This is a genomic window from Pseudomonas poae RE*1-1-14 (genome assembly GCF_000336465.1).
GTDB classification, from domain to species: Bacteria; Pseudomonadota; Gammaproteobacteria; order Pseudomonadales; family Pseudomonadaceae; genus Aquipseudomonas; species Aquipseudomonas poae.
On sequence record NC_020209.1, the window covers coordinates 3,280,368 to 3,304,772 of the forward strand.

General features: G+C 58.3%; 35 protein-coding genes, 1 tRNA gene and 3 pseudogenes. 33 read left to right on the forward strand and 6 right to left on the reverse strand.

Translation table 11 applies throughout. The features are described 5' to 3' along the window. The first annotated feature begins 1 nt into the window (after position 1). The 7 genes and pseudogenes from H045_RS14125 to H045_RS14150 all read left to right on the forward strand — a co-directional run bounded on the left by H045_RS14125 (position 2) and on the right by H045_RS14150 (position 2,789). Positions 2-280: a phage holin family protein gene (locus H045_RS14125; protein WP_015372708.1), complete on the forward strand. Its 279-nt coding sequence runs from the start codon at positions 2-4 to the stop codon at positions 278-280. Beyond that, entirely contained in the window at positions 277-1,122 is an 846-nt protein-coding gene (locus H045_RS14130) for an N-acetylmuramidase domain-containing protein (RefSeq protein WP_015372709.1), read from the forward strand. Before H045_RS14125 ends, H045_RS14130 begins: the two co-directional genes overlap by 4 nt. Then, positions 1,119-1,322 (forward strand): hypothetical protein, encoded by a 204-nt coding sequence (locus H045_RS14135; protein ID WP_015372710.1) that lies wholly within the window; start codon positions 1,119-1,121, stop codon positions 1,320-1,322. Before H045_RS14130 ends, H045_RS14135 begins: the two co-directional genes overlap by 4 nt. Then, a pseudogene (gene lysB, locus H045_RS14140) lies at positions 1,319-1,759 on the forward strand (Rz-like lysis system protein LysB); the annotation flags it as partial. The gene H045_RS14135 and the pseudogene lysB, both read left to right, overlap by 4 nt. Then, positions 1,677-1,862 (forward strand): annotated as a pseudogene (lysC, locus tag H045_RS25505) (Rz1-like lysis system protein LysC); the annotation flags it as partial. The pseudogenes lysB and lysC, both read left to right, overlap by 83 nt. Then, positions 1,859-2,341, forward strand: coding sequence for a phage tail protein (locus H045_RS14145; RefSeq protein WP_015372713.1), 483 nt, complete (start codon positions 1,859-1,861; stop codon positions 2,339-2,341). The pseudogene lysC and the gene H045_RS14145, both read left to right, overlap by 4 nt. Next, positions 2,331-2,789, forward strand: coding sequence for a phage virion morphogenesis protein (locus H045_RS14150; RefSeq protein WP_015372714.1), 459 nt, complete (start codon positions 2,331-2,333; stop codon positions 2,787-2,789). The genes H045_RS14145 and H045_RS14150 overlap by 11 nt, the downstream gene beginning before the upstream one ends. Before the next feature lies 1 nt (position 2,790). On the opposite strand, the gene H045_RS25510 is transcribed toward H045_RS14150, so the two are convergent. Continuing rightward, positions 2,791-3,585 carry a DUF4145 domain-containing protein gene (locus tag H045_RS25510; protein ID WP_041931515.1) on the reverse strand — a complete coding sequence of 265 codons (795 nt, stop codon included), beginning with the start codon at positions 3,583-3,585 and terminating at the stop codon, positions 2,791-2,793. Positions 3,586-3,727: 142 nt separating this feature from the next. Between H045_RS25510 and H045_RS14160 the strand changes: the two genes are divergently transcribed. The 13 genes from H045_RS14160 (at position 3,728) to H045_RS14220 (ending at position 13,953) form a co-directional block, all read left to right on the forward strand. Further along, on the forward strand, positions 3,728-4,306 hold the full coding sequence (locus H045_RS14160) for a phage baseplate assembly protein V (RefSeq protein ID WP_015372716.1): 579 nt from the start codon (positions 3,728-3,730) through the stop codon (positions 4,304-4,306). Continuing rightward, the gene (locus tag H045_RS14165; protein WP_015372717.1) at positions 4,303-4,647 is read left to right on the forward strand and encodes a GPW/gp25 family protein; all 345 of its coding nucleotides are present in this window, start codon (positions 4,303-4,305) and stop codon (positions 4,645-4,647) included. Before H045_RS14160 ends, H045_RS14165 begins: the two co-directional genes overlap by 4 nt. Then, a complete protein-coding gene (locus H045_RS14170) occupies positions 4,644-5,555 on the forward strand; it encodes a baseplate assembly protein (RefSeq protein WP_015372718.1) in 912 nt (303 codons plus the stop codon). Before H045_RS14165 ends, H045_RS14170 begins: the two co-directional genes overlap by 4 nt. Continuing rightward, a complete protein-coding gene (locus H045_RS14175) occupies positions 5,555-6,172 on the forward strand; it encodes a phage tail protein I (RefSeq protein ID WP_015372719.1) in 618 nt (205 codons plus the stop codon). The genes H045_RS14170 and H045_RS14175 overlap by 1 nt, the downstream gene beginning before the upstream one ends. After that, a complete protein-coding gene (locus H045_RS25515) occupies positions 6,169-7,608 on the forward strand; it encodes a phage tail protein (RefSeq protein ID WP_015372720.1) in 1,440 nt (479 codons plus the stop codon). The genes H045_RS14175 and H045_RS25515 overlap by 4 nt, the downstream gene beginning before the upstream one ends. Before the next feature lie 9 nt (positions 7,609-7,617). Beyond that, positions 7,618-8,007 carry a hypothetical protein gene (locus H045_RS14185; RefSeq protein ID WP_015372721.1) on the forward strand — a complete coding sequence of 130 codons (390 nt, stop codon included), beginning with the start codon at positions 7,618-7,620 and terminating at the stop codon, positions 8,005-8,007. A 107-nt stretch (positions 8,008-8,114) separates the two neighbouring features. Further along, positions 8,115-9,290: a phage tail sheath protein gene (locus H045_RS14190; RefSeq protein ID WP_015372722.1), complete on the forward strand. Its 1,176-nt coding sequence runs from the start codon at positions 8,115-8,117 to the stop codon at positions 9,288-9,290. A 57-nt stretch (positions 9,291-9,347) separates the two neighbouring features. After that, the gene (locus H045_RS14195) at positions 9,348-9,863 is read left to right on the forward strand and encodes a phage major tail tube protein (RefSeq protein WP_015372723.1); all 516 of its coding nucleotides are present in this window, start codon (positions 9,348-9,350) and stop codon (positions 9,861-9,863) included. Between the two features lie 48 nt (positions 9,864-9,911). Next, on the forward strand, positions 9,912-10,265 hold the full coding sequence (locus H045_RS14200; protein ID WP_015372724.1) for a phage tail assembly protein: 354 nt from the start codon (positions 9,912-9,914) through the stop codon (positions 10,263-10,265). 8 nt (positions 10,266-10,273) lie between these two features. Further along, positions 10,274-10,393 (forward strand): GpE family phage tail protein, encoded by a 120-nt coding sequence (locus tag H045_RS24590; RefSeq protein ID WP_015372725.1) that lies wholly within the window; start codon positions 10,274-10,276, stop codon positions 10,391-10,393. Then, positions 10,383-12,242, forward strand: a complete 1,860-nt coding sequence (locus H045_RS14210; protein WP_015372726.1) for a phage tail tape measure protein — start codon at positions 10,383-10,385, stop codon at positions 12,240-12,242. The genes H045_RS24590 and H045_RS14210 overlap by 11 nt, the downstream gene beginning before the upstream one ends. A 5-nt stretch (positions 12,243-12,247) precedes the next feature. Then, on the forward strand, positions 12,248-12,688 hold the full coding sequence (locus H045_RS14215) for a phage tail protein (protein WP_015372727.1): 441 nt from the start codon (positions 12,248-12,250) through the stop codon (positions 12,686-12,688). Continuing rightward, positions 12,685-13,953, forward strand: a complete 1,269-nt coding sequence (locus H045_RS14220) for a phage late control D family protein (protein WP_015372728.1) — start codon at positions 12,685-12,687, stop codon at positions 13,951-13,953. The genes H045_RS14215 and H045_RS14220 overlap by 4 nt, the downstream gene beginning before the upstream one ends. Before the next feature lie 32 nt (positions 13,954-13,985). On the opposite strand, the gene H045_RS25095 is transcribed toward H045_RS14220, so the two are convergent. The 3 genes from H045_RS25095 to H045_RS14230 form a co-directional block, all read right to left on the reverse strand. Further along, entirely contained in the window at positions 13,986-14,153 is a 168-nt protein-coding gene (locus H045_RS25095) for a hypothetical protein (protein ID WP_157225361.1), read from the reverse strand. Between the two features lie 135 nt (positions 14,154-14,288). After that, the gene (locus tag H045_RS14225) at positions 14,289-15,083 is read right to left on the reverse strand and encodes a zinc ribbon domain-containing protein (protein WP_015372729.1); all 795 of its coding nucleotides are present in this window, start codon (positions 15,081-15,083) and stop codon (positions 14,289-14,291) included. Positions 15,084-15,162: 79 nt separating this feature from the next. Continuing rightward, on the reverse strand, positions 15,163-15,510 hold the full coding sequence (locus H045_RS14230; RefSeq protein WP_015372730.1) for a helix-turn-helix domain-containing protein: 348 nt from the start codon (positions 15,508-15,510) through the stop codon (positions 15,163-15,165). 84 nt (positions 15,511-15,594) lie between these two features. Between H045_RS14230 and H045_RS14235 the strand changes: the two genes are divergently transcribed. From H045_RS14235 to H045_RS14280, 10 genes and pseudogenes are all read left to right on the forward strand, one after another. Beyond that, positions 15,595-15,807 carry a DNA-binding protein gene (locus H045_RS14235; protein WP_015372731.1) on the forward strand — a complete coding sequence of 71 codons (213 nt, stop codon included), beginning with the start codon at positions 15,595-15,597 and terminating at the stop codon, positions 15,805-15,807. Between the two features lie 29 nt (positions 15,808-15,836). Next, entirely contained in the window at positions 15,837-16,310 is a 474-nt protein-coding gene (locus tag H045_RS14240; protein ID WP_049818588.1) for a YmfL family putative regulatory protein, read from the forward strand. Beyond that, positions 16,307-16,603, forward strand: coding sequence for an ogr/Delta-like zinc finger family protein (locus tag H045_RS14245; RefSeq protein WP_015372733.1), 297 nt, complete (start codon positions 16,307-16,309; stop codon positions 16,601-16,603). The genes H045_RS14240 and H045_RS14245 overlap by 4 nt, the downstream gene beginning before the upstream one ends. Next, the gene (locus tag H045_RS14250; protein ID WP_015372734.1) at positions 16,603-16,974 is read left to right on the forward strand and encodes a hypothetical protein; all 372 of its coding nucleotides are present in this window, start codon (positions 16,603-16,605) and stop codon (positions 16,972-16,974) included. Before H045_RS14245 ends, H045_RS14250 begins: the two co-directional genes overlap by 1 nt. After that, positions 16,898-17,410 (forward strand): annotated as a pseudogene (locus tag H045_RS14255) (DNA cytosine methyltransferase); the annotation flags it as partial. The gene H045_RS14250 and the pseudogene H045_RS14255, both read left to right, overlap by 77 nt. Next, a complete protein-coding gene (locus tag H045_RS14260; RefSeq protein WP_015372736.1) occupies positions 17,407-17,658 on the forward strand; it encodes a hypothetical protein in 252 nt (83 codons plus the stop codon). The pseudogene H045_RS14255 and the gene H045_RS14260, both read left to right, overlap by 4 nt. A 12-nt stretch (positions 17,659-17,670) precedes the next feature. Next, complete coding sequence (locus tag H045_RS14265) at positions 17,671-18,315, forward strand: hypothetical protein (protein WP_049818589.1); 645 nt, start codon at positions 17,671-17,673, stop codon at positions 18,313-18,315. Then, positions 18,305-18,601 carry a hypothetical protein gene (locus tag H045_RS14270; RefSeq protein WP_015372738.1) on the forward strand — a complete coding sequence of 99 codons (297 nt, stop codon included), beginning with the start codon at positions 18,305-18,307 and terminating at the stop codon, positions 18,599-18,601. Before H045_RS14265 ends, H045_RS14270 begins: the two co-directional genes overlap by 11 nt. Before the next feature lie 2 nt (positions 18,602-18,603). Continuing rightward, on the forward strand, positions 18,604-18,813 hold the full coding sequence (locus tag H045_RS24595; RefSeq protein ID WP_041931516.1) for a hypothetical protein: 210 nt from the start codon (positions 18,604-18,606) through the stop codon (positions 18,811-18,813). A 94-nt stretch (positions 18,814-18,907) separates the two neighbouring features. Then, positions 18,908-20,101 carry an Arm DNA-binding domain-containing protein gene (locus tag H045_RS14280; protein WP_015372739.1) on the forward strand — a complete coding sequence of 398 codons (1,194 nt, stop codon included), beginning with the start codon at positions 18,908-18,910 and terminating at the stop codon, positions 20,099-20,101. 133 nt (positions 20,102-20,234) lie between these two features. Here H045_RS14280 and H045_RS14285 read toward each other — a convergent pair. Continuing rightward, positions 20,235-20,324, reverse strand: a tRNA-Ser gene (locus H045_RS14285). A gap of 321 nt (positions 20,325-20,645) precedes the next feature. On the opposite strand from H045_RS14285, the gene H045_RS14290 reads away from it, so the two are divergent. The 3 genes from H045_RS14290 to H045_RS14300 all read left to right on the forward strand — a co-directional run bounded on the left by H045_RS14290 (position 20,646) and on the right by H045_RS14300 (position 23,309). Beyond that, on the forward strand, positions 20,646-21,338 hold the full coding sequence (locus tag H045_RS14290) for a crotonase/enoyl-CoA hydratase family protein (protein WP_003230260.1): 693 nt from the start codon (positions 20,646-20,648) through the stop codon (positions 21,336-21,338). A 213-nt stretch (positions 21,339-21,551) separates the two neighbouring features. After that, positions 21,552-22,295, forward strand: coding sequence for a lysophospholipid acyltransferase family protein (locus tag H045_RS14295; RefSeq protein ID WP_015372740.1), 744 nt, complete (start codon positions 21,552-21,554; stop codon positions 22,293-22,295). A 42-nt stretch (positions 22,296-22,337) separates the two neighbouring features. Further along, positions 22,338-23,309 carry a magnesium and cobalt transport protein CorA gene (locus tag H045_RS14300; protein ID WP_003230257.1) on the forward strand — a complete coding sequence of 324 codons (972 nt, stop codon included), beginning with the start codon at positions 22,338-22,340 and terminating at the stop codon, positions 23,307-23,309. Here H045_RS14300 and H045_RS14305 read toward each other — a convergent pair. Then, on the reverse strand, positions 23,306-24,028 hold the full coding sequence (locus H045_RS14305; protein ID WP_015372741.1) for an amidotransferase: 723 nt from the start codon (positions 24,026-24,028) through the stop codon (positions 23,306-23,308). The two genes, H045_RS14300 and H045_RS14305, sit on opposite strands and share 4 nt — an antisense overlap. Between the last annotated feature and the right edge of the window lie 377 nt (positions 24,029-24,405).

Sequence of the window (24,405 nt, forward strand, 5' to 3'; positions counted from 1 at the left end):
TATGCCGAACATGGAACTGGCCGTGCAGTTGATCGCGGCAATCGCCTACCTGCTGAGCGCCCTGCGCCTGGCCTGCTACACCCGAGGCGAAGCGCGGTACCGGCGCAGCATCTCGCTGCTTGCAAGCCTGTTTGGGGCTGTCCTGTGCATCTGCGGTCTGGAAATTCTTCTGGAGCGACAGCCCACCAGCCTCGGGCAGGCCGCGTCCATCGTGCTGCTCTGCATCCTGATTTTCCGTTCACGCGGCAATGTCGCCGCCCTATTGAGGCCCAGCGCATGACCACCACCCTTCGCCACGGCGACCGCTCGCAGGCAGTGCTTATCCTGCAGAAGAATCTCAACAGGCATGGTGCCACGCTGGTACCGGACGGCCACTACGGTGACGCTACCGAAGCGGCCGTGCGTGCGTACCAGGTGAAAGCCGGCCTGGTAGCCGATGGCATTGCCGGTGCCAAGACCCAGGCCAGTCTGGCGGGTGGTGACTGCGCGCAGCTGCTGCGCAATAACGATCTGGTGGTCGCTGCCCAGCGCCTCGACGTGCCGCTGGCCAGCATCTACGCGGTCAACGAAGTGGAGTCCAAGGGTAAAGGCTTCCTCGATAACGGCAAGCCGGTGATCCTGTTCGAACGGCACATCATGTTCCGCCAGCTCGCCAAAGTTCAACGCGTAGGCGATGACCCTGCGGAGCTCAAGCGCCACGCCGATGAATTGGCAGCGACCAACCCGGCCCTGGTCAACCCGAAGGCCGGCGGCTACATCGGCGGCACCGCCGAGCACCAGCGCCTGGCGATGGCCCGCTTGATTGATGACACGGCCGCACTGGAGTCTGCGTCCTGGGGCGCATTCCAGATCATGGGCTTCCACTGGCAACGCCTCGGCTACGCCAGCGTGCAGGAATTCGTCGCGGCAATGAGTGCCGGCGAATCCCAGCAATTCGACGCCTTCACCCGCTTCATCGAAACCGACCCGGTACTGCACAAGGCCCTGAAAGCCCGCAAATGGGCCGAGTTTGCCCGGCTCTATAACGGGCCGGACTACCTGCGCAACCTCTACGACACCAAGCTGCAGCGCGCGTACGAACGGCATGCCGGCTGCGAGTGTGGGCAAGGGGTGGCGGCATGATCGACTTCAAAGCGGTGAAGAAGCTGAAGGTGCAGGACGGCGATCTGCTGGTGGTGCCGGAATCGACTGAGCAGGACGACATGCTGCAGCTGGCCGAGTGCATCCAGTTGATGAACAACGCCAGAGCCGTAATCGTACGTGGGCCCATCCAACAGCTCGACACCGCGGCCATGAACAAGCTCGGCTGGTACCGGGCATGAGCACCGTGCGCCAGATCCTATTCGGCCTCGCCCTGCTCGGTGCCTTGGCGCTGCTGATATGGGCTCAGGAAACACGCATTGACGTCGCTAAAAGCAAAGCCGAGAGCGCCACTGCTGCAGCCAAAACGGCTCGCGCTGACGCTGACCGCAACCTGAACACCGCCAATACGCTCACCGAAACCCTCAAACAGGAACGCGAGGCGCAAAGCACCCTCCGCCTTCAGAAGGATCAACTGCGCCAGATCCTGGCAAACCGCGAACGAACCGTCGAGGAACTGAAACGTGAAAACGCCGAACTACGTGACTGGGCTGCTCAGCTTTTGCCTGACGCTGCTCGCAGGCTGCGGGACCGCCCCGCCATCACCGGCGCCGCCGCTTATCGTGACTGGCTGTCCGGCCGTGGTTCCGTGCCACCTGCCGGCGACCGGCCCGCTCAGCAACGGTGACCTGCTGACCGACCAAGACCGCGCCGAGGCCGCTTGGGCCGACTGCGCCAATCAGGTCGACATTGTCTACAAACACCAGCAGGCCACACCATGAACAAAGCAGAAAGTCTGCGCGCGCACCTGCTGGCCACCGTCGCCGAATTCAAGCACGACCCCGATCGGCTGCTGATCTTCATCGACAACGGCAAGGTACGGTGCACCGCCGCTCACACCCTGTCGTTTGAATACAGCTTTGATCTGCAGATCATCCTCACCGCGTTCGCCGGCCATCCTGATAGCGTGTTTCTCCCGATATTGGGTTGGCTCAGCGTCAACCAATCCGAACTGCTGGAAAACCTCGACAACGTGAAGAACGGCATTCAGTTCGAAGCCGACATCCTGGACAAGGACAAGGTCGACCTGAGCGTGACACTCCCACTGACAGAGCGGGTGGTCGTCGGCACCGATGATCAGGGGAATACCACCGTGAAGCACCCACACGAACCGCAGTACGTCGCAAGTTTCCTCGACCCGAACTGGAAGCCCGGAGTTCACGGCAATATCGGTGAGTGGAGGGTACCTGATGGCGAATAACCTTGAAGCGCTTGAGACCTGGGCATCGGTGCTGCTGGAGCGCCTGGAGCCAGGTGAACGCGTCAAGCTGGCCCGGAGCATTGGGCAGGAACTGCGCCGGAGCCAGCAAAAGCGGGTCATGGCCCAAGAAAACCCGGACGGGAGCAAGTATGCGCCCCGGAAAAAGCGTGACCTGCGCGGCAAGCAGGGCCGTATTCGCCGGCGGCTGGACATGTTCAAGAAGTTGCGGACCGCGTCCTATCTGAAGATTCGTGGCGACAGCAACGCCGTAACCGTGGGGTTCACCGGTCGCATAGCCAGGATTGCAAGGGTGCATCAATACGGTTTGAAAGACCGGGCAGAACGCGGGGCTCCCGACGTTCATTACGATCAACGGGAGTTGCTGGGCTACGACGAAGCGGATCTTAAATTGATCCGCGACGGGCTATTAAATTACTTAACCAAGTAATCTACTTTGATTTCGGAGCATCCCGATCAGTGATCGCCTCAAGCAGATTACTCGGCAACGAGTCGTATACTTCTTGAACATGCTTAGGATCGGAAATTGTTTTATCAACAATTAAATTAACAAGCCTAAACAATGACTCAGCGGTTGCGCGATCATCACGCATGTCAATTTTCCCGGGATGCACCGCGTAATTTCCGATTACTCGAACCACATCTAGCGACTGCTGCACACGCTTATCTAAACCTGCCGCAACAAGCGCCTTAATATCAGTATTGATATTTTCACCAGGCTGCCCAAGTTCTTTACAGAGTTTCTGTATGGCTAGCCTCAAAAGAGCAGCGGCACCTCTGGGAGACTGATTCAATATAGAGCCAGCCTCATTATAATCACGCTTGATATCTTCAGGCATATCTGCGTTAGCCGCAACGACATCACCGACCACCGGATACATTAACTTATTGTATACCCATATAGCAGTTTGATCACAGTTATAGCAACGACTAATATTGCAATTCATAAGCTGACTATTTAAGTATTTTGTTTCACTGCGCTTCTCTATCAGAGGATAACCCTGAATCATTTTGTTCAGCCAATCTACTGTACTTTTAACCTCAGGCGACCGAGCATCCTGACCAGCACAAAAATTATCTATATCCTCTTGAGTATAAATACCTGGCAAAGGGCTTTCATCACTATGCGGAGATAAATAAAGTGAATGCCAAAACTGTTTGGCAAGCGCTCCGCAGTGCGGGCAATTAAACGCTGTTTCCTTTACCGATGGCGGCACGTATTTCATAGCATTCCCTTGACTTGAGGTTGGTAAAAAGGGCGGCAATTTATGACCTGCGATCCAAGTATGTACTCTACTGAACTGTAAACCAGCCCGCTACAAGGTAAAGGAGCTGCGCCACCACGCGCGTGGCGCCACCATCGGCGCCATGAACGAATTCGCCGCCCTCTCCCGCATGCTGGAAAACCTCATCCGCTTCGGCGTCATCGCCGCAGTACAGATGGAGCCCCCGCGCGTGCAGGTTAAAACCGGCGCACTGACCACCGCCTGGCTGCCCTGGCTGACCCTGCGCGCGGGAGCTGACCGTGAGTGGGATCCGCCCACCGTCGACGAGCAAGTGATCCTGTTCAGCCCGTCTGGGCAGCTCGCCAACGGCGTCGTGATCACCGGGCTGCCCAGCGATCACATCCCGGCCAACGGCAACCGTCCGGGCCTGCACCGCCGCACCTATGCCGACGGCGCGGTGATCGAGTACGACAGTGTCGCTCATCACTTGAACGCCATCCTGCCCGACGGCGGCACCACCAACCTGGTCAGCAAGGGCGGTATCAATCTCGTCGGTGATATCACCCACCAGGGCGACTACATCCAAAAAGGCAACCAGACGATCTCCGGCAAAGTCTCCGTCTCGATTGACGTGGTTGCGGACGGCGTCAGTTTGGTCAAACACCCGCACACCGGCGTTAAATCCGGCGGAGATCAATCTGGGGGGCCTGTTCCAGCATGAACCGAGAAACTGGCGGCGCGATCGACAACCTCGCCCATATCAACCAATGCGTAGCCGACATCCTAAGCACTCGCATCGGCACACGCGTGATGCGCCGTGAATACGGCAGCCTGTTACCCGAGTTGGTGGACCATCCCTTCAACGACGTAACCCGGCTCCGCGTGTACGCGGCCACCGTCATGGCGCTGATGCGTTGGGAACCAAGGATCAGCCTTAGCCGCGTGCAATTCACTGGCGCGAACCTGCTGGGCCAAGCTTTGCTGGATCTGGAAGGCAGTGTGGTCGACACCAACCAGCCGCTGAGTCTCAGCGTACCGCTGCAACTGGGAGGTAGCGTATGAACAGCTTCGCGCCCATCGACCTCAGCCAGCTCCCGGCGCCGCAGATCGTCGAGCAGATCGACTTCGAAGTGATATTGGCAGAACGCCGGGCCTACATGATCAGCCTCTGGCCGGTCGATAAACAAGCGGAAATAGCTACCCGCCTCGGCATGGAATCTGAGCCGCTGACCAAGCTGCTGCAAGAGAACGCCTACCGCGAAACGGTCTGGCGGCAGCGGGTCAACGAAGCGTCTCTGGCCAACCTGCTCGCCACCGCACGCGGCACGGACCTGGAGCAGTTGGCCGCCAACTATAACGTCAAGCGTCTGGTCATTCAGGAAGGCAGGCCAACGGCGGTGCCACCTGTTCCAAAGTTGATGGAGAGCGACGACAGTTTACGTGAGCGGGCACAGATGGCCTGGGAGGGTCTGAGCACCGCCGGCCCACGAAACAGCTACATCTTTCACGCACGGGCAGCTGATGGCCGGGTGGCTGACGCGACAGCTGAAAGCCCATCCCCCGCAGTGGCAGTCGTCACCGTTCAATCATTACTCGGCGACGGCACCGCCCCGGACGACTTGCTCGCCACCGTCAAAACCTACCTCAGCGATGAAGATCGCCGGCCGGTGGGCGATCGCTTAACCGTCCAAGGTGCCGAAATTGTCCGGTACCAGGTCAAAGCCAAACTCTACCTGCTGTCCAGTGGACCTGAGTCCGAACCCATTCTTGCTGCAGCTGAGAGTCGCCTGCGAGCCTACGTCATCCAACGACGCCGCCTGGGTATGGAAGTTTCAGAGTCAGCCCTGCATGCGGCGCTGCACGTTGAGGGCGTGCGCAAAGTCGAGCTGGAAGGCTGGATGGACATTGTCGCCACAAAGGCCCAGGCCCCGTACTGCACCAATGTCACGGTGACCCGAGGTGTCGAGTAATGGGTGCCCAGCAGTTGCTGCCCGGGAATGCCACGCCGCTGGAGCGTCAGGCTGCTCAGGCGCTTGCGCAAATCCAACGTGTGCCAATCCCGCTCCGACAGCTTTGTAACCCCACCACATGCCCCCTAAATGTATTGCCATACCTGGCCTGGGCCTTTTCGGTTGACCGCTGGGACAGCAACTGGACCGAAGCCACGAAGCGAGCAGCCATTCGCTCATCCCATTACATCCACTCTCGTAAAGGCACCATCGGCGCACTGCGCCGAGTGGTCGAGCCGCTGGGGTACCTGATCGAGGTGCTGGAGTGGTGGCAGACGGTGCCGGAAGGCGTACCCGGAACATTCGCGTTGAAAGTAGGCGTGCTGGAAACCGGTATCACCGAAGAGATGTACCAGGAACTCACCTGGTTGATCGACGACGCCAAGCCCCTCACCCGCCACCTGACCGGCCTGGCCATCGGCCTGGAAAGTACCGGAACAGTGTTTATCGGGGTTAGCGTTTACGAAGGCGACGAACTCAGTGTTTATCCACCGACTCAGCGCGACATCGATGTCAGCGGCTACCTTGCCGTCGGTGGCCGCGACCATCACATCGACACAATGGACATCTACCCATGACCGACCAAAACAGCCAATTCTTCGCGATCCTGACCGCAGTCGGAGAGGCAAAGCAAGCCAACGCCGATGCGTTGGGTGTGCCGTGGACTTTTGCCCAGATGGCTGTCGGTGACGCCAATGGTGCAGACCCTATTCCCAGCCGTACGCAAACTAAGCTAATCAATGAGCGCCGACGTGCACCACTCAACCAGGTGAAGGTCGACCCGAAGAACGCCAGCGTCATCATCGCCGAGCAGATCATCCCCGAAAGCATCGGTGGCTGGTGGATTCGCGAAATCGGCCTTTACGATGCCGCTGGCGATCTGGTCGCCATCGCTAACTGCGCACCCACATTCAAACCCCTGCTGACCCAGGGTTCAGGACGCACCCAGGTGATTCGGATCAACCTGATCGTCAGCAGCACGTCGAACATTGAGCTGAAAATTGACCCCTCGGTTGTCCTGGCAACGCGTGAATATGTGGATAGCTGGTTTCTCAATGTACTGCCAGACACCCGCAAAGCGGGCCGATACACGCGGGTCGAAATCAACAAACGCGGCATCGTCGTTAGCGGCGATAGCCCTTCGACGTTTCAAGAGATGGGCCTCAATGGCGGGACCCTGGTGGATTCCATCAATATGGCCGATGCCAGGGCCATCTACATTCAGCAAGCAGATAAACAGTACTGGGTAACCGGGCTGATTGCTGGCAACAACGGCGGCGAAAAAGGCGGCGTAGGCTTTACCGGCAGTTACAGTGCTATCAACTCAGCGTTTATGGGGCTGGGCTCTGCGCCTTGGGCGACTGGTAACGGCGTTCGGGTCACATCCGACGGGGTGGACATTACCGGCCCTATCTCCGGCGTCGGCTCGGGTCTGACTGGGCTCAGGTTCTCGGCCTTAACGGGAACACCCAACTCATTGGCAGGATACGGTGTTCCGTTCGCCAGTCAGGTTGAGGCCGAAACCGGGGCTGACACGAACAAGCCGATGAGTGCTTTGCGAGTCTTTCAGGCCATTGCGGCAAAGGTCATTCAAGCCACCGAAAGCGCAATAGGCCTGGCACGTATTGCTCCGCTGAATTTGGTCAATGCCGGCGACGACGACAGCACCATAGTGACGCCAAAGAAACAACGCTGGGGATTCAGGATATTGATTGGTCGTGTCGGCTATATCGTATTTCCGACATGGCTGAAAGGCTGGATTGTTCAATGGAATGTGGGCTTGACGCTGAAGGGTTCGAGTATCAATACGACTTACTTTCCAATCCCATTCCCCAACGATGTTGGGGCTGTAGTCATTGGAGCCTATAACAACGATCCCTCAGGCGATTACAGCGTCCGTATTAGCGATGGCGTGCGCGGCACTACCGGTGCGGTGTTCCCCGACCACTTCACCACCTACAACAACGGTGTCACGGGGTCAGCAGGGTTGTCTTTTATCGCGGTAGGCACTTGAGGAAGAAGCATGAATTACGCAACGTTTCACCCTGACGGAACCCTTCACCTGCGCCTGATCAAAGGCACCCACCAAATTCCCAACGGAGCAGTCGAAGTCGATGACGCTCTATGGCTAAGGCTCGTGCGGGAAAACGACGGCGTTTGGTCTATCGATGCTGAAGGGAAGATCACCAAGCAATCGTTTCCCACAGTCCCTCAGACTCGTGAAGACGTCGAACGCTTGCGGCTTGCGGCTTATGCCGAGCCTGTGGTTGGATCTGACCGTTACTTCGCCGAAGCCAACCGCATGCAGGTCATGGGCGAGAACGGCTGGGAGGCGGTGAGGGACGCCGGCATTGCCCGCTTCAACGAAATCCAAACGCTCTATCCGTGGCCTGAAGATCCGGCCCCTAACTGACTTCCTCGCCTTGTATAGCCAAGTCCTACAATTGCCCGCGCTCGCTCAATCGGCGCGCGCGCGGCAGCCTGTGCACTGTCATTCCATCACAGCGCAGGCAACCACCCATGGCCGGTTCAGACTATCTCCACGGCGTGCGGGTCATCGAACTCAACGACGGCACCCGCCCCATTCGCACCATCGCTACCGCAGTCATCGGGCTGGTTTGTACGGCTGACGATGCAGACCCACTCGCTTTCCCGCTGGACACCCCCGTCCTACTGACCAACGTGCAAAGCGCCATCGCCAAGGCCGGCATCAAGGGCACCCTGGCGAGCAGCCTGCAGGCGATCGCAGACCAGACCAAGCCGTACGTCATCGTGGTGCGGGTCAAGGAAGGCGCGGACGCAGCCGCTACCACCACCGCGTTGATCGGCACTACCACCGCAACCGGCCAATACACCGGCATGAAAGCCCTACTCGCTGCCAAGGCCCGCGTGGGCATGACGCCGCGCATTCTCGGCGTGCCTGGCCTCGACAGCCAGCCGGTAGCTACGGCGCTGGTATCGATCGCTCAAAACCTGCGTGCCTTTGCTTACGTCAGTGCCTGGGACTGTAAAACCAAGGAAGAGGTGGTTGCTTACCGCGAGAACTTCGGCGCCCGCGAAGTCATGGTGATCTGGCCGGAGTTCCAGAACTGGGACACCGTCACCAGCAAGACCGTCACCGCGTCGGCCGTAGCCCGCGCCCTCGGCCTGCGAGCCAAAATCGACCAGGAAACCGGCTGGCACAAAACTCTCTCCAACGTCGCCGTCAACGGCGTCACCGGCATCAGCGCAGACGTGTTCTGGGATCTACAGAACCCGGCCACCGACGCCAACTACCTCAACAGCAACGAGATCACCACGCTGATCAATGAGGGAGGCTTCCGCTTTTGGGGCAGCCGCACCTGCAGCGAAGATCCGCTGTTCGCCTTCGAGAACTACACCCGCACCGCGCAGATCCTCGCCGACACTATGGCCGAGGCCCATATGTGGGCCGTGGACAAGCCCATGCACGCATCCCTGGTGCGGGACATCATCGAAGGCATCAACGCCAAGTTTCGCGAGCTGATTGCCCAGGGCTATCTGATCGGCGGCAAGTGCTGGTATCCCGAAGATATCAATGACAAAGACACCCTGAAGGCCGGCAAGCTGACGATCGATTACGACTACACGCCTGTGCCGCCCCTGGAAGATTTGACCCTGCGCCAGCGCATCACCGACAGCTACCTGATGCAGTTCGCCAGCCAGATCAATAGCTGAACCGGGCCTCCCCGCAAGGGGACCTAACCCCCTGTTAAACACCCGGAGAACGCCGCCATGGCAATGCCACGCAAACTCAAGAACCTCATGTTGTTCAACGACGCCAACATCTACAGGGGTGTCGTCAAGTCCGTCACCCTGCCCGCCCTCGGTCGCAAGATGGAAGCCTATCGCGGCGGCGGCATGAACGGCCCGGTCAAGGCTGATCTGGGCATGTCGGACGACGGCATCCAGCTGGAATGGAAAACCGGCGGGCTGGACCTGGTCAGCCTGAAGCAATTTGGCATGGTCAACGCGTCCGGCGTTGCCATGCGCTTTGCCGGTGCCTACGAACAGGACGACACCGGTGAAGTCAGCGCGGTGGAAATTGTCGTGCGCGGCCGTCACGAAACCATCGAAATGGGCGAAGCCAAGCCTGGTGAAGACACCGAGCATTCGATGAAAACCACCTGCACCTACTACAAGTTGACCGTCGACAACGAAGAAATCATCGAAATCGACCTGCTCAACTTCATCGAGAAGGTCGGAGGCGTCGACATGCTTGAAAAACAGCGTAACGCCCTGGGCTTCTGACCCTTTCCCCACCACGTAAACCGTTGACCCACAACCTGGAGCATTAACATGAACACCACCGATACCGACCAATCCGCCGCCACCGAAAAACCCGACATGCTGCAGTTGGTCGACGACAACAAGGTCGTGCTCGACACCCCGATCCGCCGTGGCGCCAGCACGATCGACGCCATCACCCTGCGCAAACCCAATTCGGGTGAACTGCGGGGCGTGAGTCTGTCCGAGCTGCTGCAAATGGACGTCAACAGCCTGGTGAAAGTGGTGCCGCGCATCTGCAGCCCTACCCTCACCGCCGTAGAGATCACTTCAATGGATCCCGCTGACCTGTTCGCGATCGGCGCCAAGGTGTCTGGTTTTTTGCTACAGAAGTCGATGAAGACGGACGCATCCCTCGTTGCGTAGAGGACGCCATGGCCGACCTGGCCGTGGTTTTTCACTGGGCACCAGCTGACATGGATCAGTTGGGCCTGCAAGACCTGATGGCATGGCGCGAGCGCGCCAGGGTGCGGAGCTCCACCGATGGCGAATGATCTGAGACTTCAGGTGCTGCTCGAGGCCCAGGCGCGTGCGGGCATTCAGGGCAAGGAAAACCTGCTGAACATGGCGAAGGTGTCAGCTACCGCTGCCGTGGCGTTCGATCTGCCGGCCGAACAGGTCGGTGAGGACATGGGCCGAATTGCCGGTTTGTACAAAGTGCCTATCAAAAATATCGCCGAATTGGGCGACGCGCTGAACTATCTGGATGACAACACCCGATCGAAGGGTGGCGACATCATCGAGACCTTGACGCGAATGAGCGACGTCGCGGACAAGCTGGATTACCGCAAGGCGGCGGCGCTGGGCAGCACCTTCCTATCGCTGGGGTCGGCACCAGAAGTTGCCGCCAGCGCGGCTCGGGCAATGGTGCGAGAGCTGGCGATTGCGAACATGCAGGGCAAGAAATTTCGGGAAGGCATGAAGATGGTGAAACTCGACCCCGCAGCTGTGCAGAAGGGTATGAGTAAAAACGCCATGGGCACAATGATGGGATTGCTTGAGCGCATTAAGAAGCTCACGCCCGAACAGCAGACTGAAGTATCGACGCGAATTTTCGGGAAGGAGTTCGGCAAGGATGCCGGCAAGCTGGTCAACAATCTGGAGGAGTTGCGCCGTCAGCTAAAACTGGTCGACGACGCCGCTGCAGCTGGCTCTATGCAGCGCGAAATGGATGTTCGGGCCGATGCGATCGCAGGGCGCTGGCAGGTCGTGCAGAACAAACTGTTCAACACCAAAAGCGGCGCGGGCGAAGCAGTTCGGGCCACCATGGTCGATGTTATGGATGCGATCGGCGGCGTACTTGATAAGGTCAATGGTTGGGTGAAGGCCAACCCCACATTGACGGCCAGCCTGCTGAAGATCGTAGCGAGCGTCGCATTAATGTCAGCCGTATTCGGCGGGCTTGCGCTCACGCTCGCAGGCATTCTGGGTCCGTTTCTCTTCTTGCGCTTCGGCCTGGCCATGTTTGGCATCCGCCTGCCGGGCATCATCGGAATATTCAAAGTGTTCGGAACGGTCCTGCGAGGGCTCGGCGCCATTCTCATAGGCCCGGTCGTTACTGCGCTTCGTACCGTTGGCATTGCGCTATGGGGCCTATCCGCAAACCCGATTGTGCTTATCATCGCAGCAGTCGTCGCCGCGCTCGCGCTAGGGGCCTATCTGATCTACCAAAACTGGGATGCGGTGAAAAGCTACTTTTCGAATGCATGGACCGAAATCAAAGCGGGCTTCGATGGCGGAATTGGCGGCATTACAGCCACCCTTATTAACTTCAGTCCCCTAGGCCTGCTGTACCAAGCCTTTGCCGGCGTCCTCAATTACTTGGGCATTGACCTGCCCAGCCGCTTCACCGAGTTCGGAGGGATGATCGTCGATGGCTTGGTCAATGGCCTCAAAGCAGGTCTCGGCTCCGTCAAAGACACCATCACCTCGATCGGCGACAGCAGCATTGGATGGTTCAAGGAAAAGCTAGGGATCCATAGCCCGTCGCGGGTGTTCGCAGAACTGGGTGGGTTCACGATGGCAGGTCTCACTCAAGGCCTGGAAGATGGACAGAAAGGTCCGCTCAGCGCACTCGCCGGCATGACAAAGCAGCTGACAGCAGCAAGCACGCTTGCCCTGGGCGTCACCGCCACGCCGACCTTCGCTGTGGATACCACGCCGCCAATAAGTAGCGCGCGCCAAGGGCCTGTCTATGATAGCCACGACACCTATGAACTGAGCATTACGGCGGGGCCTGGCACCGACCTGCAAAGCCTTGAAAAGACAGTGCGCGCCCTGATGGCCCGTATAGAAAACGAAAAGAAGGCGCGTCAGCGCAGCAAACTTTCTGATCAGGAATAACAACCATGATGATGGCCCTCGGCATGTTCGTGTTTAGCCTCAGCACCGCCGCCTACCAGGAACTGCAGCGACAAACCGATTGGCGTCATGCCAGCAACAACAGAGTAGGCGCCGCACCCGCGCGGCAGTTCGTTGGTCGTGGTGAAGACACCATTACCCTGCCCGGCATTATCTTTCCCGAACTGGCCGGCAGCGCCCTCAGCCTGGACGCGATACGGCTGATGGCAAACACCGGCAAGGCCTGGCCGATGGTTGAAGGCAGCGGCAGGATCTACGGCCTTTGGGTAATCGATAGCCTCAACGAGAACAAGACGATCTTTTTCGACGACGGTACGGCGCGGCGTATCGAATTCACACTCAGCCTCAAGCGCATCGACGATGACCGTATCGATCTGATCGGCGCCGGTACCAGCATGGGCGTCAACATTCTGCGAGGGCTGCTGTGATCGAATCAGTCATATCCAAGGTCACTGGCTATCTGCGGAGCACGGCAGAAGGGTACGCGCGGGACGCTGCCTATCCCGTTCCTGCCTTCCGTCTCACTGTTGATGGGCTCGATATCGCGTACATGGTGAGCCCTCGGCTGATGAGCTTGGCGCTGACCGACAACAGGGGTGTCGAGGCCGACCAGCTCAGTATCACGCTCAGTGACCATGATGGCCTTTTGTCGATCCCACCCAAGGGGGCGGTGCTTCGATTGTGGCTTGGGTGGAGCGATACAGGCCTGGTGGACAAAGGCACATACACCGTCGACGAGACCGAGCACAGTGGTGCGCCGGACGTGCTCAGCATTCGCGCTCGATCAGCAGACCTGCGTAAGGGCCTAAAAACCAAGCGTGAGCGCAGCTGGAGCAACACCACGCTGGGCAAAGTCATTGGCGATATCGCTATGGGTAACAACCTGACGTCGACCGTGGCGGGAGCACTGGGCGCACTGCCAATTCTGCAGCTCGACCAGGCCAATGAGTCTGATGCCAACCTGATCAGCCGACTGGGGGAAGAGTTCGATGCTGTGGCCAGCGTAAAAGCCGGTTGCCTGTTGTGCATGCCAGCAGGCGGCGGCAAGACCGCCAGCGGGCTGAATCTACCCCATATCACCCTAACCCGTGCAGACGGCGACCAGCACCGTTACCTGCAGGCCGACCGCGACAGCTACGACGGCGTGCGCGCCTACTATTACGACGTGAACAGCGCCAAGAAACAGAAGGCAATTGCCGGCGGCGGCGATAACCTCAAAGACCTGCGGCACACCTATAGCGACCAGCAGTCAGCGCTACGCGCTGCCAGATCGGAATTTCGGCGCCTGCAACGTGGTAGCGCGACGCTTAGCTATACCCTGGCAATGGGTCGGGCGGATTTGATCCCGGAGCTGACATACACGCTGCAGGGCGTGAAGGAGGAAATCGACGAGATCATTTGGTACGGGGGCAATGTGCAGCACAGCCTGACTGCGGATGGTGGATATACGGTCAGCCTGGAGCTGGAAAGCAAGCTGCCGGAGGACAATATCGAAGACCTGGCAGAAGAGAGCAACGGAAACTACACGGGGATCATCGCGTACTACCGCGATCAAAAAACCGGGAAGGAAAAGACAATAACGGCGGGTGATCAGACGAAGCCGAGGCGGTTGCGATGGCTCTACGCCAGTGAGAAAACGGCCAAGCGCGCCGTAGATCGGGAGTGGAAAAGGGCTCAGGCAGAAAAGTCGTGATAAACCCCGGAACGTGTCCGGGGCCTGCAGGATTACTGCTCTGATGCGTAAGCGAAAACCTCCAACATACGCAATACATCTCGTTGCCGCTGGGCGCTGATGGCCCTGAAAATTGAAAGCAACTTCAGTTCCTGATCGCTAAGGCAGTTCGCATCTACGACTGACACTTGGTTTTCTGACACACCGCTGTTCTCCATCATGCGAATACTCCTTTCACACGCAACGGGGACTCGTTGCCTACATGGCGCCGTTAAAGTTTCCCCGGGGAACAGCTAATTTCCACCACGTTTTGCTGTGTCATCGGGCCACATTGAAAAAATATGTGTGCCGTTACGTCACTGCGCTGGCTTGAAAGGAGGCAGCGTCATGTAAACACCGTTCTCACCCCAGCCTTGCAAGTTGCCGCTGGCATCAACGACGTAATACTCGTTGAAGCTGGTTTCTGGATCATCCAGGCGCAACCCACCATCCGGCAGCTTTTTGCCTACATAGAAGTCAGTATTCTTCCCACCGCTTGGGAAGATAGAGTCGATCACATACTTGTCGTTTAGCTTGAACAGCACCATCACATGACCCAGCGCACCGTCCCGCAGCCAGCTTCCGATTCTGTTGGGGTAGGCTTTCAGATCAAGGGCCGCAAGTGCTTGGTAATCCTTTGCACCCAGGCCGATCAATGAGGATCTGTAGTCAGGATCGAAACTAGCGCTGGCCCAATAAGCCTTATCGGTTTGCCCTGCAACACGAAAGCCGATAAAGGTTTTTTCGGCATCAAATTTCGTGTCGGCGCGGATGGCTTTTGAAACTTCAGCCAGCTCAGTGTCACTGAGACGCTTTGGCAGCGTGACCTCAACCTTGCGAGGCCTGCCTTCACGAAAATCGTCTTTCGTAATGGAATATGCAGAGGGGACAGCAGCATCTGATGAAGCTTTCTGTGCGACCTTCTGGACGTGTTTTTCCTTACTACCCCCCGAACACATCGACACGGTCACAACGATGATGACCAGCAGAATTACAAATCCGAAAACCTGCTGGATCACAGTAACGCCAGGGTTCTTTACACCACAGCTAGGGCAAACTTTCGCAGTGCTGTCCACTTCGTGCTTACAGGATTTACAAGGCTTCAGCGCCATTCTTTTACTCCATTAACTTCCATAAAAAACCGACCTTCATGGTCGGCTTGCTGTATCCATCCGCCTATAGCTACTTCGCTCAGTTGCCGCCTTTCGCAGCGATTGAAACCGCGACGCTGGCGAATGCTGAAGCCATCCGCAGCAGTACCTGACGATCGGGCTCACCCACAGCCTCATACAGCTTGAGTAACTCCATAGCATCGCCACCGATGCTATCAGTTGCCTGTGGCTTACGTTCCCCAGTCACCACATAAAGAATGTCCACGCCTTTCTCCGCTACCGCTGCGAGATAGTTTGCGTCCGGGCTTCGATCACCTTTTTCGTAGTTGTACTGGCTGTTTTTGGAGGCCCCAGCAACGGCCGAAAACTCAGTCTGGCTGAACCCCAAGCGCTCCCTTTCCTCTTTGAGGCGGTCACCAATGCCCACATTTGTCTCCATCAATACTTGACGATCACACGAACATGGGAAATACTCCGCACGTCATCACACGAAACCACACGAAACGAGACTATGCCGAACGCATCCCCCATCGAGCAAGCATGCCAACAGGCCCGTGACCGTCTCGCCCGTCTCGGGATATCCGCCAAAGACTGGGCTGAAGAACACGAATTCAACCCGTCGACGGTCTACGCGGTTTTGAACGGGCAGAAAAAGTGCCTGCGCGGCGAAGCTCACCGCGCCGCTGTATTGCTCGGAATCAAAGACGGCCAGATCACAAATTAGGGCCTCTGGCTCCAGGGGAAAACCAGAAGATGAAGCGCCCAGTTCTAGACAGCAGAAAGAGCGTCGTTATGGCCGTCATCGGCGCCTACCCAGGCGGTCGGATGTACGCCTCGGCAGACCTCGGAATGCCCCTCAAGAAGTTCGACAACCATGCCTACGAGAGCGCAGGCAGCCGTCCCCTGACCGATGAACACATTTATCGCTTGGAGCAGGTAGCCGGCACCACGTTCCTGCCGGACTACATCGCTTCGATGTACGGCGGCATGTTCGTACCACTGAGCCTCCCGGAGACGCTGGATAACGTCGAGCTGTACAGCCGCTCGCTCAAAGCCTCGGCCCAGCGCGGCATGGTCGACCAGATCATGTCTGCCGCCCTGGACGACGGCGTTATCGAAAAGCGTGAAGCGGACGCCATCACCACCGCGTTGATCGCCTATATGTCGGCCCGCTACGCCGAGGTGTTCGCGACCATCCAGCTTTACAGTCAAGGGGCCGTCCTGTGAGTACCTACAAGCTGGTGTGCCCTTGCTGCAACAACTCCATGCGCATCCGTACCTCGGAAGGCCAGACGCCCTGTTTCCGCTCGATGTACGCCGAATGCACCAACCTGCTGTGCGGCGCCACCTTCTCCGGCTCGTTGGTTTGGGAATATCAGCTCAGCCCCTCGGGCATCGAGCGCCCCCTCACGGTTTTGCCCATTGCGCCTACGAAAGTCCGGCTCCTTGCACGTCAGAACCTGATGCCGAAAAACAATCAACCCGACCTGCTGGAACAACTGGAAATGGAGCGCGCGTGATGAACCTCGATCAACAGACTCATGACTACCGCAGCAGCATGCAACAAGCTGCTTTCGCCTACCTGCAACGCCATGAGGCAGAACACCTTGTGGACTCCGATCTGCTGTTTGATCGCTGCATCCGCCACCTGACACTTGCACTTGAAGTGCCGGTGTTCATGGCGCCGCAGTTAGTCCACAACGCCTGGACGGAACTGCAGGTGATTAAAAAACGCCGCTGGATCGGCGTCGACTGGGCCAGCGGGTCGGACCGGGTTCACCTGGTCGACATACTCGCTGATCAACGCTTCCCCGTACCTGACCGGCGGGCACTACGGGGTGGTGGAGTACAACACTCCAGCCGGCGCCGTTTCCGCCAGCGCGTGTCATGACAACGGGCGATGGTCGGTTGCAGACCAGCGCATGCCGGCGCCCAACGACCGGATGACCTGCATGATCACCAGCCTGGACGGCACCTGGCATCGGCCGTTCACCACGCTGGAGCTGGCCGCGCTGCAATCGCTATTTGACCCGGAGGATCACTGGTCAGCAGATCCACAAACCGCCCATGAGATCGAGCGTATGCAGCGGGTTCGGAAGATCGAACAGGCGGGGGTATTCCGGCTCGACGGCATCAACGATGGCAACCACCGGGAACGGATCGGCAATGCTGTGCCCCGCGCGGCGGCAAGGGCTATGGCCGACGTGTTCGGCATGACGCTGCTGCTATCCGAGGCCGGTGAGACGTTCATGCTCAGCAACGTTTCGATTTGGGTACAGCCGGTGGCGATTGCGTTGAGCGTTGCTCAGCAGGAGGTCGGCGCGTGAGCGTATCCCTTCTGCTTTACCTCTGCGTAGACGCGACCCGGACCGATTGCCAGGTGGTGAAGGTTGATAGCTGGAGCGGATCGGGTGCCTACGAGCAGTGCATTGGCGTCGTCCCAAGCCTCACTGCAGAGCTGACTGCGCCCAACCGCAAGCTGCACCGGTTCGTCTGCGAGATCCAAGGCGAGGACGCAAAGCCCGCAGAACATAAGGCTCAGCCCGTGTTCATTCATCAGTCGTTTCGGATGTGATAGGACTTTCCAATGAATGCTGCAATTGAACGACAAATTTTTTTCACCGGCGCCATGGTGCGCGCAATCCTCTCCGGCCAGAAGACTGTCACGCGCCGCGAGGTGAAACGCGACTGGATTCAGTCGGCGCAAACACCTATTGAAACCTGCCCTGGCATTTTCCATTTCTGGTGCAGCGGGGAGCATGCCTGCCCTCATGGTCGCCGCGGTGACCGGCTGTGGGTCCGCGAGGCTTGGCAAGCTGACGCTCAAGTGAATGCAGTCGCACCGCGAGACCTGAGCCAAGGGGAGCCGATTCAGTACCTGGCGGATGGTGCTGTGCGGCAGACCGGATGTTCGATGATTACGCTAGGGAAAACGCGACCATCCATCCACATGCCTCGCTGGGCCAGCCGCATCCTGCTGGAGATTACCCATGTGCGTGTCGAGCGCCTGCAGGACATCAGCAACGAGCAAGCTCTTGCGGAAGGTGTGAAAAGCGCCGAGAGCGATATCGATCCTGACGGCAATGATTATTCGCCCTGCGAATTGTTCGGTGGATTGTGGACGATGATCAACGGAATGGATTCGTGGAATGCCAACCCGTGGGTTTGGGTGATCGAGTTCAAGCAGGTCACGCAAGGCCAACCAGCTGAGGGTGGTGGCGATGACGCATAAATGCTACCGACTCCAGCCAGACGTGCGTGCCGTCACTGATCTTGTGACCGATGAGCAGATGCAGGGCTCGTTCCAAGGTACCAACTTCGGGCACACCGACTTCCGGGGGCTTCTGGCCCAGGGCTGTATCAAGGCGTTGGCCGGATGGCACCAGGGCCACACGTTGACAACGATCCTCGACGAACTGCGCCTGATCAGTTGGAACAAGCAGACCGGCAAGATCAAGGTAACCGCCAAAGGTCGCCACTACATTTGGCTTGCCTTCAAAAACCGCCCCGGGGTGTAACCATGAACAACGGCAAATCCTTCCCCTGGAACCTGGACCTCACGGGCGTCTGTGACCAATGCAACAGATCCCGTGCCCACGGCAACCACCAGAAGTGCAGCAAGGCGCGCCAGGCAGCCAACGCCAAGCGCCGAGCCGAGGAGGCACAAGCCGGAATCACACCGGCACCTAGAAAAAGTGCCAGCCTGTTCTGGTTACTTCGTCAGCAGTGATCGGCAACACTTAAACCGCAATACATCAGGCCCGGCGACGGGCCTTTTTTCTTCCTACTGGGAGAATCTTTCGATACATCGCGTGGGGACGCATATGGCAGATGGCGTAGAGGCCCGTGGCAATTCGGTGCGGGTCTATTTTCGTTTCAATGGCGAGCTGTGCCGGGAGCTGGTGCCCGGTGGCAACACACCGGAAAACCGGGAACACGCAAAGCGCCTGGTCACGGTGATCGAGTATGAGATCCAAGCCGGCACCTTCGATTACCGCAGGCATTTTCCCGAGTCGACGAAGCTGGCCGAGAACACGTTCGGTCACTACCTGGATCTGTGGCTGACCATAAAGAGCAACAGCGTGGCAGCGACCTCATTCCGTGGGTACAAGAACAAGGCCGAGGTTCATGTGCGGCCACGATGGGGAGACGTTCAGATTGATCAGATCGACCACCTGGACCTGCAGGAGTGGATTCAGGGGCCGCTGTCGAAGCGGCTGAAGAACAAAACCATACGCGACATCATCAGCAATGTGCGCCAGGTGTTCAGGCTCTACCGCACCCGGAAGAAGGTCGCACACGACCCGACCGAGGGGTTATTCGTTCGTCTGCCCGATCCAGAGGCGCCGGACCCGTTCACCAGGGCGGAAATCAAGCAGATCCTTGGAACACACACCAGCCGCACCCAGGAACTGCTGATGGTGCAGTTCATGATTTGGGCAGGCCCTCGGGTGTCAGAGACCATCGCGCTGGCCTGGGAGGACGTCGATCTAAAACAGGGGACGGTCACTTTTCGCCGCTCCAAGGTTCGCGGGGCCTATCGCGTGACTAAAACCCGGCGCTCTACACGCAAGGTGCGTCTGCTGGAGCCGGCGTGGGATGCGTTGCGCAAACTGGACGCCATCAACCAGCTCAAGACTGTGGACACGGTCGACGTGGTCGAGCGGGACAACAAGACCATCCGCAAGCACAAGCTGCACTTTGTATTTCTGAACACCAAGAGTGGCCTGCCACACGTCAGCGACTTCGTCGTCAGGGACAGGTTCTTCAAAGCGCACTTGAAAGCGGCCGGCGTTCGTTATCGCGGTCCTGGCCAGTGCCGACACACGTACGCCAGCCAACTGCTTACCACCGGCGTGGCGTCGGTCGACTGGATCGCCGAACAGATGGGCCACACCAGCGCGAATATGATCCGCCAGCACTACGGCATGTGGATCAACGAGGACGGCCCGGACGTCATCGGCATGCTGCAGCACGCCCTGGGCATTCAGCCACCAGGTGGTGAAAAAGCCCCATAAATCGGGGTTCGAACGGATGCGCACCAGCAGCCCGTGTTCCCATGGATGTTCCCATATGGGCCTTTTTTGACCCTCTGAAAACACAAAACCCCTGAAAACTTTAACGTTTTCAGGGGTTTAGTCGTTTCGAATTTGGCGGTGAAGGAGAGATTCGAACTCTCGATACAATTTCTTGTATACACACTTTCCAGGCGTGCTCCTTAAGCCACTCGGACACTTCACCGTATCTCGGCAAACCAGTTCAGTCTGTCGAGGCGCGCTAATGTAGTCGAAAGCCTTTCTGATGGCAAAGGTTTTTTTCAGAATTTTCATGCGGTTAGACCGCTCCGCCAGCACACACCCGACGGGGGGTGGTGATTGTGCCATTCTCGGGCACTGACGGCGTGCGTCTGACTCGATTGTCACGCCCTGCTCCGGGCCGTCTACCCTTGCAGGTGCGGGGAAAAGCCTGACTGGGTAGTCAGTCACGGCGCTTTACCGGGGCGGGCGTGGTGGGTAACGTCTGCTGCATTCTTCTATAACAAGTCCTGCAAGGAAACGCGTCATGAGTGAGTTGATTGCCTACCACTGCGAAGAAGGTATCGCGACCCTGACCTTGAGCAACGGCAAGGTGAATGCCATTTCTCCGGCGGTGGTCAGCGCCTTTAATGAGGCGCTGGATCAGGCCGAGAAGGATCGGGCGGTGGTGGTCATCACCGGGACGCCGGGGATTCTGTCGGGTGGTTATGATTTGAAGGTGATGACCTCAGGCCCCCGCGAGGCCATCGGCCTGGTGACTTCCGGGTCGACACTGGCGCGGCGCCTGTTGTCGCATCCGTTCCCGGTGATTGTGGCGTGCCCCGGGCATGCGGTGGCCAAAGGCGCGTTCCTGCTGCTGTCGGCGGATTATCGGATCGGCGTGGAGGGCCCGTTCAGCATTGGCCTGAACGAAGTGGCGATCGGCATGACCATGCACCACGCAGGCATCGAGTTGGCGCGCGATCGCCTGCGCAAATCGGCATTCCACCGCTCGGTGATCAACGCCGAGATGTTTGACCCGCAGGGCGCGCTGCAAGCGGGCTTCCTCGACAAGGTGGTGGCACCGGAGGAACTGCACGCAGCGGCTCTGGAAGCGGCGCGGCAGTTGAAAAAGATCAATATGGCTGCGCACAAGCAGACCAAATTGAAGGTGCGCAAGGCACTGCTGGAGGCATTGGATGACGCAATCATCCAGGATCAGAGCCATGGCCTCAGTTAAGCTCCTGCACCGCGCCCACCGAAGTCCGACCTAGTGTCGGGCTTTTTCTTACAAGAAAATCCGAAACTTTACTGGCCGCTCTAGACAGGGTTTGTCAGCGCTTGTTGAAACATGCGCTTAAACATCGGCCATCTCCTACGTCCTTAGGGTCAATTGCCGAATACAGTGCACATCCGTACACTGCGCCACCTTTTGTCTCGATGGGCCGTGTCGATGCTGTTTCTGTTGCGTATGTTGTTGATGGGTCTGCACTTTATGGTCGCCGGCGTGCTGGGCGTGCTGTTGGGTATTTGCCGGCCGTTCAATCCGGACAACAGTCGCTTGTGTGCCCGCCTGTACGCAGTGCCGGCGATGTGGATTTTGCGCCTGAACGTGAAGGCCGATGTCGACTCGCTGCGTGATAAGCCGGGGACCTGCGTGATGATCGCCAATCACCAGTCAAACTATGACCTGTTTGTGCTGGGCACCGTGGTGCCCCACCGCACCGTGTGTATCGCCAAGAAAAGCCTGAAATGGGTGCCGCTGTTCGGCCAGCTGTTCTGGCTGGCGGGCAATGTGCTGATCGACCGGGGCAATGCGCACAAGGCGCGCCGCGCGATGCTGACCACTACGCGTACCCTGCAGCATGAAGACACGTCGATCTGGGTGTTCCCGGAGGGCACGCGAAATCTGGGCAAGGGCTTGTTGCCATTCAAGAAAGGCGCGTTTCATATGGCGATTGCGGCGGGTGTGCCCATCGTGCAGGTGTGTGTCAGCAATTACGTGACGCATATGCAGCTTAATCGCTGGAACAGTGGCGATGTGCTCATACGGTCGTTGGCGCCGATTCCGACGGCGGGCCTGACGGCGGATGACATTCCAGCGTTGATGCAAGTGTGCCAGGCGCAGATGGATGAATGCATCACCGCCTTGGACCGTGAAATTGCCGGAGCAACAACGGAACGTCAATCAGGCTAAGCTGCCCAACTCCTGTCCTCCCGACTAGAAGTGATCAGCATCATGGGTAGAGTTGTTGCGGCAGCCGTTTACAGCGATGGCAAGAAAGTCACGGATATCACCCTTGATGAAGGCGCGGCCTGGGCCGCCAAACCGAATCATTTTGTCTGGATCGGGCTGGAAGAGCCCAGCACCCTGGAGCTGACCAACCTGCAGCGCCAGTTCAATCTGCACGAACTGGCAATCGAAGACGCCATGGAAAAGCACAGCCGCCCGAAGCTCGAGACCTTCGGCGACGCGCTGTTTATCGTCACCTACTCGCCGGTGCGCGAGAACGGCAAGCTGGAGTTTATCGAAACCCATATCTTTGCCGGCAACGGCTACATCATCACCGCACGCAACGGTCACTCGGCGTCCTACGGCTTTGTGCGTCAGCGCTGTGAGGCACGGCCACTGTTACTGGAGCATGGGGAAGATTTCGTACTCTATGCGCTGCTGGATTTCGTCACCGAGAACTATCAGCCGGTGAGTGAAGCGATCCATGCCGAGATCGATGAGCTGGAGCGCAATGTGCTGTGCAGCTCGCTGAGCGAACGCGATATCCAGAAGATCCACGGCCTGCGCCGCGATGTGCTGCGGCTCAAGCGCCATGTGGCGCCGATGGTGGAGATCAGCCAGGAACTGCAGAAGCTGAGCTTCCCGTTTATCGACAAGAACATGCGCCCTTACTTCCGTGATGTGCAGATCCACGTGACGCGGCAGATGGAAGACCTCACCACTCTGCGCGATATCGCCAGCCAGACCATCGAGATCGGCGTCTTGCTGGAGGCGTCACGGCAGAGCGTGGTGCAGCGCAAGTTCGCCGCGTGGGCAGCGATCCTGGCATTCCCCACGGCGGTGGCGGGGATTTACGGGATGAATTTCCAGAACATGCCCGAGCTGCAATGGCACTACGGCTACTTCGCGGTGCTCGGGTTGATTGCCACCGGCTGCATCAGCCTGTGGGCCAGCTTCAAGCGGTCGGGCTGGCTTTAAGCCGACTCGGGTTTGTGCGCCACGAAGCGCATCATCCATTCCGCCACGGTGGCGCCGTGGTGGTCTCGCTCCAGGCTTGCGACGCCATGGGTGTAGACCTTTTCCCCAAGGGTTGTCTGAAGAATTTCCAGCAGCTCGCGGGAGTAATCAGCGACGAATTCAGGATGGCCCTGGAAGCACAATACTTGATCACCGATGTGGTAGGCGGCGATGGGGCAGAATTCACTCGAGGCGATAACCGTGGCGTTGGCCGGCAAGGTGGTGACCTGGTCCTGATGACTGATCAGCAGCGTCAGCTCCGGTACCTCCGGGCTCATCCACGGGGCCTTGGCATCAAGCGTGTAATCGTGAGTGCCCATGCCCCAGCCCTGGCTCGCGCGTTCGGTCTTGCCGCCGAGCAGCAATGCCAATAACTGGTGTCCGAAACAAATACCGAGCAATTTGTCGCCGCGCGCGTAACGCTCCATCACATACGTCTTGAGGGTCTGGATCCAGGGGTCGGTTCCAAAGGAGTCGGCCTTGCTGCCGGTGATCAGGTACGCATCGAAAGCTTCGTCATCCGGCGGGTATTCGCCCTGCACGACGTTGTAGACGACAAACTCGGCGGCAATCGGCTGCCGGGAAAACAGACGCTTGAACATCTGTCCGTAGCCTTGGTATTGATCAATCAAGCCAGGGCGCAGGATATCGGTTTCCAGAATGCAGACGCGTAGCGACATAAAAAATACCTGACACGGCGATGGGAATAATGAACACCCAGAGCCTGCCTTGAAACATGCCCATAACGCAAGCGCAGAACTGCTCGTTCACCCTCTAAGCCTTTATCCAGGCCCGATTGACACGGTTTCAATAACGGATGCGCTCGCCGCTTTGACCCCCTGCGCCCGGACGAACGGTAGGCATCTGAGGGAATGACCTGATTAATCGTTTTAGCTGTCTAGCCAAGGCATTGGCGCCAATATGGAGTTATGCCTCATGCCTTTTTAAGCTCGAATCACGCTTAGCTGATATGAAATGAATCTAAGCGTGCAAGAACGAGGGCTCTAAGGTTGAACTCAGTAAGAGGTTGCTGCCGGGTTTTGCTGGAGCAGCTGTA